7 protein-coding genes are annotated in these 10,484 nt (G+C 44.3%); 3 read left to right on the top strand and 4 right to left on the bottom strand.

What is annotated here, in order from left to right:
* Positions 1 to 161: 161 nt before the first annotated feature.
* Positions 162 to 1,517 (bottom strand): glucose-6-phosphate isomerase, encoded by a 1,356-nt coding sequence (locus DXD11_RS11295; RefSeq protein WP_004852292.1) that lies wholly within the window; start codon positions 1,515 to 1,517, stop codon positions 162 to 164.
* A 148-nt stretch (positions 1,518 to 1,665) separates the two neighbouring features.
* The gene (locus tag DXD11_RS11300; RefSeq protein ID WP_118758409.1) at positions 1,666 to 5,967 is read right to left on the bottom strand and encodes an MBG domain-containing protein; all 4,302 of its coding nucleotides are present in this window, start codon (positions 5,965 to 5,967) and stop codon (positions 1,666 to 1,668) included.
* A gap of 215 nt (positions 5,968 to 6,182) precedes the next feature.
* On the opposite strand from DXD11_RS11300, the gene DXD11_RS11305 reads away from it, so the two are divergent.
* Complete coding sequence (locus tag DXD11_RS11305) at positions 6,183 to 6,986, top strand: MerR family transcriptional regulator (RefSeq protein ID WP_118758410.1); 804 nt, start codon at positions 6,183 to 6,185, stop codon at positions 6,984 to 6,986.
* Positions 6,987 to 7,017: 31 nt separating this feature from the next.
* Here the strand turns inward: DXD11_RS11305 and DXD11_RS11310 are convergent, their stop codons facing one another.
* Positions 7,018 to 7,995 carry a polysaccharide deacetylase family protein gene (locus tag DXD11_RS11310; protein WP_243105857.1) on the bottom strand — a complete coding sequence of 326 codons (978 nt, stop codon included), beginning with the start codon at positions 7,993 to 7,995 and terminating at the stop codon, positions 7,018 to 7,020.
* A gap of 87 nt (positions 7,996 to 8,082) precedes the next feature.
* Positions 8,083 to 8,760 (bottom strand): hypothetical protein, encoded by a 678-nt coding sequence (locus DXD11_RS11315; RefSeq protein WP_117550026.1) that lies wholly within the window; start codon positions 8,758 to 8,760, stop codon positions 8,083 to 8,085.
* 255 nt (positions 8,761 to 9,015) lie between these two features.
* Here DXD11_RS11315 and DXD11_RS11320 point away from each other — a divergent pair, with 255 nt between their 5' ends.
* Both DXD11_RS11320 and DXD11_RS11325 read left to right on the top strand, forming a co-directional pair.
* Positions 9,016 to 9,264, top strand: coding sequence for a TIGR03905 family TSCPD domain-containing protein (locus DXD11_RS11320; protein ID WP_117550024.1), 249 nt, complete (start codon positions 9,016 to 9,018; stop codon positions 9,262 to 9,264).
* A 20-nt stretch (positions 9,265 to 9,284) separates the two neighbouring features.
* Positions 9,285 to 10,358 (top strand): undecaprenyldiphospho-muramoylpentapeptide beta-N-acetylglucosaminyltransferase, encoded by a 1,074-nt coding sequence (locus DXD11_RS11325; RefSeq protein ID WP_118017004.1) that lies wholly within the window; start codon positions 9,285 to 9,287, stop codon positions 10,356 to 10,358.
* Positions 10,359 to 10,484 lie beyond the last annotated feature (126 nt).

Here is a 10,484-nt window from a genome sequence, read left to right on the forward strand (position 1 = left end):
CCTTCCATTCACAATGCAAATGATCAGGCTCAATTCTGAGCCTATACACTTCATAAGTATAACATTGTGCGATTCTGATTACAAGAAATATAGAATTGCAAAAAAATGCAGGTGTGGCAAAACACACCTGCATCTCTTATATATTAATCTGTAAAGATCTATTAACCGTTGATTCTTGCAAGAAGCTCCTTGCCAAGCTCCTCGTTGCCCGGCTTGCCGAGAAGAGCGAACATGTTCTTCTTGTAGCTCTCAACACCTGGCTGATTGAATGGATTTACACCAAGTGTGTATCCACTCACACCACATGCAAACTCAAATGTGTAGAACAGCTCACCGAGAGTGAACTCATCAATCTTGTCGATGTTGATCTGGATGATAGGAATTCCACCATCTGCGTGTGCAAGGATAGTTCCGTTCATGGCACTCTTGTTGGCGAAATCAACTGTCTTGCCTGCAAGATAGTTAAGTCCATCAAGATCTGAGTCCTCAGCCTCCATAACGATCTCACATGTTGGATTAACAACATTGATAACTGTCTCGAAATGGTTCTGTGAACCCTGCTGGATGAACTGTCCAAGTGAATGAAGGTCTGTTGTAAAGTCCGTAGCTGTTGGGAAAAGTCCCTTGCCGTCCTTACCCTCGCTCTCGCCGTAGAGCTGCTTCCACCACTCTGATACATAGTGGAGTGCCGGCTCAAAGTTAGCAAGGATCTCGATTGACTTACCCTTGTTGTACAGTACATTTCTTACTGCTGCGTACTTCATAGCATCTGAATCGTCGAAGTCCTGTGCAAGACAATCCTTTCTTGCTGAAGCTGCGCCTTCCATAAGCTTATCTATATCAGCACCGCTTACTGCTATTGGCAGAAGACCAACTGCTGTGAGAACTGAGAAACGTCCTCCTACATCATCAGGAACTACAAATGTCTCATAGCCTTCCTCTGTTGCAAGTGTCTTGAGAGCTCCCTTTGCCTTGTCCGTTGTGGCGTAGATTCTCTTTGCTGCGCCCTCCTTGCCATACTTCTCAACAAGCTTCTTCTTGAAGATTCTTGAAGCGATACCAGGCTCTGTTGTTGTACCCGACTTGGAGATGATGTTGATAGAGAAATCTCTGTCACCGATCACCTGAAGCAGATGAGCCATGTATGTGCTGCTGATGTTTGATCCTGCATAGTAGATCTCAGGAGTCTTACGGATTGACTTGTCAACTGAATTATAAAAGCTGTGTCTTAAAGCTTCGATGGCTGCTCTTGCACCCAGGTAAGAACCACCGATACCGATTACTACAAGCACGTCTGAATCTGCCTGGATCTTAGCTGCTGCCTTCTTGATTCTCGCAAACTCTTCCTTGTCATAGTCTACTGGAAGGTCGATCCATCCAAGGAAATCATTTCCCTCACCGGTCTTGTTTACAAGTGTTGCCTTTGCAGCTACTACCTGATCCTTGATTGCTGCGATATCAGCGTCTGTAGCCATGGCTTTTGCATTCTTAAAATCGAAACTTACTGTCTGTGCCATTTGTTTTCTCTCCTTACTTGTATTAAATTTTTCACATTGAATCAATTTTAGCAAATAGGTATACCATAATCAACTATTAATCTCAAAAAACTCCCCCAAAGCCACAACCGGTTTGGAGGAGTTTTCAATTATAACCATGTCTAAAGCACTACTTAACCGTCACTTTGATCTTTGCACAAACACCATTTTCAGACATTACATAAACCGTACATGTGCCCTTACGCACTGCCTTTATAACTCCTGCAGATGAAACAGTTGCCACCTTTGCATTGGATGTTATGAACCTTTCCTTCTTCGTAAGATGGTTTAACGCCTTCTTCTTTGGATTCTCAAGCTTAACCTTCTTGGTGATCTTAAATGTTTTACCTTTTGCAAGGTTAACCTTTGTCTTGTTCACAGTAACTTTCAGGACATTTGTCTTTGATGCTTGAGGCATTGCAACATGGACTGTATTTGTCCTGCCGAGATATACCTTCTTGCCACCCGACATCTTGTATGCGACTGTAAAATACTTGTATTCTCTCTTATTATTGAGGTTCTTATCGGCATATTTCTGGGACTTCGGTACATTAGCAAGCTTATTGAAGTTGTTCTTTCCATTACAATATGACCAGTATACATCATATCCTGTTGCACCTTTGACCTTATCCCATGTCAGATCTATTCTTGTTCCTGTTCCCTTTCCTTTCATAAGGAAGAACGGAAGTGTCTTCTTATAGAGTTCTGTTCCACTAGGTTCAACATTTGGAGATTTCTTTATAACAAGACGGCCAATGGCAAATGTTATATTGTAGTTTGGATTTGCACCCTTCTTCTGGCTTGCTGTGATCGTGTATGTTCCGGACTTCTCACCAGCAGCTCTCTTGAGAACAATTCCTGTAAGCTTATCCTTGCCAACAAGTCCCTCCGCTGTAAATGTAAACTTCGGATCCGCCTTGCCTTCATACTTAGATGCGTCATTTGCAGTTACTCTGATGGCTTTTGGATTTACCGTGATCGCAACCTTTGCAGCTGCTGCCTTATAGTTCTGATTTGCCGCAACGGATACTGTCACAACCGCCTTGCCCGCACCAACTATAGTTACCTTGCCTGTGCCATCCACCTTGACAACCTTTGTATTGCTGCTTGTAAATGTTTTCTTGTCATTTCTACTGCACTTCACATTGAGGGCAAACTTTGCATCCCCATATGTCTTTGCTGCCACCTTGCCTACTTTGAGAGTTGTTGCTGCTGGAATTATCTCTCTCTTTGCAACTGTGAACTGAACCGGTTGTGTTACATACTCATTGTAATTGGTTGTAGCACAAACCTTGGCATACATATAATATGTGCCCGGATCTGCTGATCTGGAGTTCTCCCATAATGTACCATCTGTGTTACTGTTCTCTGTTGTGTAGTAATACTCTATAACAGGATCCTCCTGTGCTCCTGTAACCTTTGGGCCATCTATACTGTCGCCAAATGTGTAATCGCTTACATCAAATTCAACATTCTGGTCAAGTCTCTGTATTTCAAATTCTGCATAAGCCTTAACATCAGCTATCTTCACAACAAACTTATAAGTACCTGCATTTACCGGCGCATTCTCATTTTCCGGATAATCGGTATCGCCTGTTCCCTCATAATATGTAACAGCTGCCTCTCCGGTCTTCTCTGTTATCCAGTTATTAACAACTGCACCTGCATATTCTGTGCCGTCATACGCCCTGCTTTCTGCTGTCACAGTACAGCTGACCGCCTCGTTTCTGCCCTGATATGCGCAGTGTGCCGGATTCTCAGTTTCATTGCAGTATGCAATTATCTTGTTACTGCTTCCTTCTTTTACCTCATGCGTCCAGTCATGATGATGAACCATATCCCATGACTTGTTCTGAAGTATGTAATTGGCTGCATTACCCGTAGTTGCAAGCCCAAATCTGTATGTAGTTACAACCTTCTCTATTCCTGGTGTAACGTCCCACAGTACCACAGTATAATCCTCGTCATATACCAGTTCTTCTCCATCCAGCAATCCTGAGAACTGGATTCCCTGTATATATGCATTTTCATCAACGATTACCTTATCCGCTGTGATCGTTTTCTTTTCGATAGTCACAGTCACATCGCCAAATACCGGTGAACACTCATCTGCTGTAACAAGGTAATACACCTTATATGTTCCGGCATTTTTAAGTTCTGGAACCGTCTGTGTGTACGGCTCATCTGCTGCCAATGAATAACTGATAGAAGCTCCATCCAGGCCATCTGCAATTGTAACAGATGGGCTATGTATCAATCCATCATAAGTGCAGGTTGTATCTTCCGCAGTTACTCCGGCGATCAGGTCACGTGAGACTGCCTTGGCATCTGACCACAATGAAGCTGGTCTTGTCGTATTAGCCACGTATCTTGTGCGAACATATACCCTCTGATTCTCTTCAAGTCCTGAGATAACATAATTATCTGACACATTCAGATCATCGAGAACTGTCCAGGCCGCTCCATCCATCGAATACTGATACTGCTGTCCGCCAAGCGGGCTTACTGTCACAGAATCACCAGTCACGCTTACTATCTCAATGCCTTCGCCGTCTGCAGCACTTTCCATATCAGCTGGTGTTGGATTCTGTATGTCTGCAAGAGTCTTCGGTGCAGATGGCGCCTCCGGTCTTGCTGCAACAGTTATATCAGCAGGTGTATCCTGACTGTCCTTCTTGCTGATACTTATATTTTTACCAAACAAACTATATGATACGTCGTTATCATCTGTTCCCTCAAGGGCTATATCACCATACATATCACTCACAATTTCATATGACTCGCCATCAACAGTGATGATATATGAAGTATCGCCATCAAGATCTGTCAGATTTTCTGTTATATAATCAACCTGTCCTGTAACTGCTCCTACATCAGCCACCGCTCCAACGCTGAATTTGAAACCTATATGTCCGCCATCTTCAACATTTGTCCATGACATTGTCAATCCCGAATCTATTCCTTCAACCAGGGATGCAGCATTCTGACCATTTATTTCAGCAGTTTCCTTTATGTAACTTGATGAACCTGTATTGTACTCAAATATTCTTCTGGAATCATAGTCCCCGATCCAGTAATAACTTGCCTGTGTTATAGGGGCAAGAACAAATGATGGAGTATCATCTGCCGCATCCGCCACTTTAGCAACTCCCATCATCGCTATCTGCTGTAATTCACCATTCTTGACAGTGGCAGCAAGCACCGCTTCATCTGCACTGTCAGAGCTTGTAATTTCATTTCCAATATTCGCGTCAGCTCCTATAGCGAATGAGTGCTGTCCCTCACCAAGTTCAGCATCAAAAATCAGATCGTGAGTATTCATAGGATCAAACGACAATCTTAGAGCTGCAAGCGAAGCCACAGATACTTGTGATGTAGCCGTTTCTGCTGAAGGCTCTGAATCGCTTCTGCTGTACAATCTCCATACTTTGTCGTAGCTTGTTCCAAGCATATAGTTCTTTCCGTCCTTGGTATACAAGCCAACAATATCAAACCCATTGCCATTGGCCATATAGGCCATAACTCCATTGCTTATATACCAGCAAGTATTTGGCTTTGTCCACGTATTTCCATTGTCACTGGTAGGGATAACTGCCTTTACCGCTCTGCTGGCTGTACCATCCACCACGCACCTGTACCAGTATCCATGAGTCGGGGTGAACGTATATGTACTTCCATTTGCACCTTCAATATCTGTAAATGGTCCACGCTTACTGGTTGCGCTCTGCCACTGATATGTTGCAGCTTCCCCTGTCACGTCCATAACGAGAGTGATTGAACTATTCGTCATATTCTTGCCATATGGATATCCATTGTTCATGAATACAACTTCTTCCTCCGAAGGATCTGTATTGCCTCCGCCTGAAAAGCCACCGATCTGAAATGTTATTTCATTGCCGCTGGCGTCCACGATCTTGCCAGCATTCAGATCAATACTTCCTATGTAAATATCAGGGAATACATAACCATTGTAATATGTCCACGTATACAGATAATACACACCCGTGGTACCCATATCTATTCCCTCTCCGGAAATGGTATCCGTTCTGTCATATGTACCCGAACTCCTTGAGAACGAGTTCTCTGTTATCCAGCCTTTAAATCCGCAGCCTTCAGGTGACTCGGCACTCGCCCATCCACTATACCTATGGCTGCTCAGATAATCACCAAAGTTTGTGAGGTCGCCAGACAAGAACTTCTCAGACTGAATGCCAAGCTTACAGCTCGCACTGGCATAACCGGTGGTCGTCCAACCCCACTTGAGACCTCTCAGATGTCCATCTGTGCTGATATCCACGTCTGTTACCTTGATATTCTCCATAGCCGCTGCGTAGGCAGTATTCTTACCACCTATCGAAATCAAACACGTTATGACCATGAAAGCTGTCATGAGCCATGCCATAACTTTTCTACATAGAATTCTTTCTTTCATACACTTCCCTCTCTTTCTCAATAAAACCTCTTTTTCGTGTGTCCGTTAATGTTTTCTCTCTGCAACCATTACCTCCTGTTAATTCTTGACTCTTTCCCTTTAACAATTTATGATAATTATAATTCGTACATCAATGTTCAAGTCAACAATAATTTTGCGGTATTTATGCAACATTCACAATTTTTTTTGTCTATTTTTAAGAGAAGGGGAATCATATGAATCACGCAAATAAAAATCTATATCAAATTGGCGAAGTCACCAAAATGCTTGGAGTGACAAGAAGAATGCTGTTAAACTACGAAGACCTGGGGCTTCTGACACCCGCATACAAAAATGAGAGCAGCGGTTTCCGCTACTACTCTGCCGATAACATCGTACATATACGAATTATAAAAGTTCTTCAGGGACTAGGATTATCGCTATCCGAGATTAACAAGTACTTCAATAATACCGAAAAGCTTGAGGATGTCATTGAACGTATGACTGCGCTCCGTTCCCAGCTGGATCTGTGCATAGCCCAGCTTCAGCTGCGTCAGTCCCAGACATCAGAACCGGAGATCCATTTTACCACTCTTCCCTCATTCACTGCATTTTGTCAGGAGTTCAAAGACTCTGATCTGGCCAGAAAAACTGAAGATCTGCGCAAGACCTTTATCGAGGCAACAAAAAAATATCAACTGGACACCACAGGCAAAATGTGTACAGAGGTTTTTATCGAGTCAGCATCAGCCGGAAGATATGTCATACCTGTCGCAGCAGATCCTGACACCAATGACGAACACATAAAAAAACTTCCACAGACTGCAGCTATCTGTATATACCATCGTGGTCCATACGAAAATTTTGACACTGTCCAGAAGAAACTATTGGACTATGCAAAAGAAAACAATCTTGCTACTTGTGGTTATTTTCGCAATTCGTTTATGGAGGGTCCTCCAACCCACGGAGCAAATAAAGATGCTTATATCACACAGATCGCACTGCCAATACACAAAAGCTCTCCGTTCGGATCGGCATGATCCGCACAGAGAGCTTCTGTTTCTGATACCACTATTCAATTTTCATCTCATTCAAAGACCTGAACTCATATCCCTCCTTCTCCAGGTTTGTGAGAACCGTATCAAGTGCCTGCGCATTGGACGACGACACATTGTGTATGAGAGGAATGGCTCCCGGATGATGATATTTCGCAAAATGATCAATGACATAGTCCGTCCCCGGCTGATTGTTCACATCATAATCAAGGTAAGCCATACTCCAGAATATGGTCTTATACCCCATATCCTTAGCCAGCTGCAGAACCTGTTCACTGTACTCACCGCACGGCGGTCTGAAATACATATCCATTTCATACCCAGTTTCATTCCTCATAAAGTCTGAGCACTCCTTTAACTCACTTTTCTGCTCCTCCACACTCTTCTCCGGCATGCACGGATGATGCACCGTGTGGTTTCCCACCTGATGTCCCTCCTCCTTCATCCTCTTTACTATATCCGGATTGTCCCTTATGTAAGTCATCGTCACGAAGAAGCAGCCCTTTGCATTGTGCTTTTTGAGCACATCCAGCATCTGCTCTGTATATCCGTTCTCGTACCCACAGTCAAATGTCAGATACATCACCTTTTCATTCTTCTCAGCACACACTCTGTCCACGTAGAACGCATCGTACTGCTCCAGCGGAAAGCTGTTGTCACAGCCACTCATTCCATGATTTTTGTCCCGCACTATGTACCATGAATATTTCTTTGTCGATATCTGGCTGTAATCCCTGAGTCTGGTCATATCCTCATCCTGACTCTCCCCGTCTGTGTCCGTGTTACTCTCCGCATCTTCCGTCTTGTCTCCCGATTTTTCTTTTCCTTCCGCATCACCTTCCCCATTCTTCGCACCGTCCGCCTGACACTCTGCGTCCCCCGGAGTCGCCACCATCTTGGACAGATCCTCCTTGTCATATATGGAGCATCCGCTGAGCACGGCTCCAATCACGCAGGCAGCATACAGTCCTGCTATCAAGTACAGCTTTCTCACTATCTACCATCCTGAATTTATTGGCTCATACAGGCTGTTTTCACCCGCATTTCATCTGCAGCCCACCTGCACATGTCCACTCGCCGGTTATCCATCCGCCAGCATCTTCTTCATGATCCCATCCAGAAGAACATCATAATCCGCCGCCCCATTCCGGGATTGTTTTTTCTTAACCTTCTTTTTCTCTATCCCCTCATCAGCTGAGCTGCACGCAACCTGAAGTTCCGGAGCCTCCGCCTTCTTTTCCTCCTTTCGGAGTCTGTTCGACAGGCTGTTGCTGAGATAATTTTTCACGCTGTCCCTGAGAGCCCGCATGTGCCATGCACAGTTCCACTGATTGTGTGCCGCCATGAGAAGCATATATGTTGCCAGACCGCACACGCACATTTTCAGTGCCTCCGGTCCATCGCCTACTACATAATATTGATATACCGCCGCAAATATGCCTGTCCCCGCAACGACGAGTCCCATATTTTTTACAAATCCGTTCCACACGTTCACAGGTACAAATCCTATTTTCAACCTGTCTATGTACTTGTCCACAAATGCCGCAGTGTCATGTATGTCCACATCCAGCGAAGCTATATCCTCATACCGCTTTCGTATCTCCAACAGCGCCTTTTTCCTTGTTGTCCCCATCCTCTCCGCAGCCTTTGCAAGTCTCGCAAGATAGCTGCTCATGACAGCCCGTCCTATCAGTCCAATGCACCCACACACTATCATCACATACATACACACATTCTGATTCAGCAAAGTTTCAAACATAGTTTTTCCCTCTCTTTTCACATATTCGATCATTTCAGTCAAAAACATATCGCATATCCGGATGGCCAGCCCGGATGGTAGTATTATATGAGCCGCATTCCCGGGTATACAATTATTTTCGCTCGACAAATATTTTGGTTTTAACCGCATTTGTGATATGCTATAATATGATGCGCGTTAGGAGCATCATGCTCAACGCTATTAAAAAAGAATATAAAAATGATTGGTTAAGTACAATAGAAAAGAGGTATAGCTATGGTTTATAAGACTAAAGGAACCTGCTCAGTTGAGATTTATTTTGACGTAAATGACGGCAGGTTACACAATGTAAAATTTACCGGAGGATGCAACGGCAACCTTAAGGGTATCGGTGCACTTGTAGAAGGCATGAAGCCAGAGGACGTCATCGCCAGACTCGAGGGCACAACCTGCGGTTTCAAGCCGACTTCATGCCCGGATCAACTGGCTCAGGCACTCAAGCAGTATCTGGCTTCAGCACAGTAACAGGAGGATTAACAATCATTATGAAGAGAATTATATTGACAGGCGGCGGTACAGCAGGTCATGTCACACCAAACATGGCACTTATGCCGGAGCTGAAGAAGCACGGATATGACATCCAGTACATCGGTTCATATGACGGCATGGAGAAAAAACTTATAGAAGATATGGGCATCCCTTATCACGGCATAGCTTCAGGAAAGCTCAGAAGATACTTCTCAATGAAGAACTTCTCAGATCCGTTCAAGGTACTTAAAGGAATATCTGAAGCAAAGAAGCTCATGAAAGAGCTCAAACCTGATGTAGTATTCTCAAAGGGAGGATTTGTCACAGTCCCTGTGGTATTTGCCGCACACTCAGCAGGTATCCCTGTGGTGATACACGAATCAGATATGACTCCCGGCCTTGCAAATAAGCTCGCCCTTCCAAAGGCGACAAAGGTATGCTGTAACTTCCCTGAGACAAAGGATCTCTTCCCTGAGGGCAAGGCAGTCGTAACCGGAACCCCTATCAGAGAGGAACTTTTCCGCGGCGATTCCGCATTTGCATATAACTACTGTGGTTTCACTGACAACAAGCCTGTTCTCCTTATCGTGGGTGGAAGTTCAGGAAGCGTCATAATCAACAACGCAATAAGAGACAATATCGACCGTCTTCTGGAGACATTCAACGTCATCCACCTGTGCGGCAAGGACAATCTGGATGAATCCCTCAAGGATAAGAAGGGCTATGTCCAGTACGAATATGTAAAGAAGGAACTTGCAAGCATGCTTGCACTGTGCGATATCATCATCTCACGTGCAGGAGCCAATGCCATCTGTGAGCTTCTCGCACTCAGAAAACCGAACATCCTCATTCCTCTGTCAAAGGCTGCATCAAGAGGTGATCAGATTCTCAACGCCCAGTCATTTGAGAAGAGTGGATACAGCTATGTGATCCAGGAGGAAGAGCTTAACACAGAGTCTCTGTTCGCCGGAATAAATGAAGTGTACAACAACAAAGAGAAATATATCCAGGCTATGGAGTCCAGCAACCTGACCGACTCAACGGGAATCATCATCAACATGATAGAGGATCTCGTAAACGGCCACGACTGATCTGCATAAGATCTGCAAAAGCAATTATAAAAAGGCAAAATAAAACTCCACACCGTCTAAATCATAGTTGATATGTACCCTCTTTACTGGACAACCAGTAAGGAGGGTATTTTTATGCGTTATAGT

Source organism: Coprococcus sp. TF11-13 (genome assembly GCF_003481085.1).
GTDB lineage: Bacteria > Bacillota > Clostridia > Lachnospirales > Lachnospiraceae > Coprococcus > Coprococcus aceti.

Coding starts and splice junctions, on each gene's coding strand:
- DXD11_RS11325 (WP_118017004.1), top strand. CDS start 9,285: ATGAAGAGAATTATATTGACAGGCGGCGGTACAGCAGGTCATGTCACA.
- DXD11_RS11305 (WP_118758410.1), top strand. CDS start 6,183: ATGAATCACGCAAATAAAAATCTATATCAAATTGGCGAAGTCACCAAA.
- DXD11_RS11300 (WP_118758409.1), bottom strand. CDS start 5,967: ATGAAAGAAAGAATTCTATGTAGAAAAGTTATGGCATGGCTCATGACA.
- DXD11_RS11315 (WP_117550026.1), bottom strand. CDS start 8,760: ATGTTTGAAACTTTGCTGAATCAGAATGTGTGTATGTATGTGATGATA.
- DXD11_RS11320 (WP_117550024.1), top strand. CDS start 9,016: ATGGTTTATAAGACTAAAGGAACCTGCTCAGTTGAGATTTATTTTGAC.
- DXD11_RS11295 (WP_004852292.1), bottom strand. CDS start 1,517: ATGGCACAGACAGTAAGTTTCGATTTTAAGAATGCAAAAGCCATGGCT.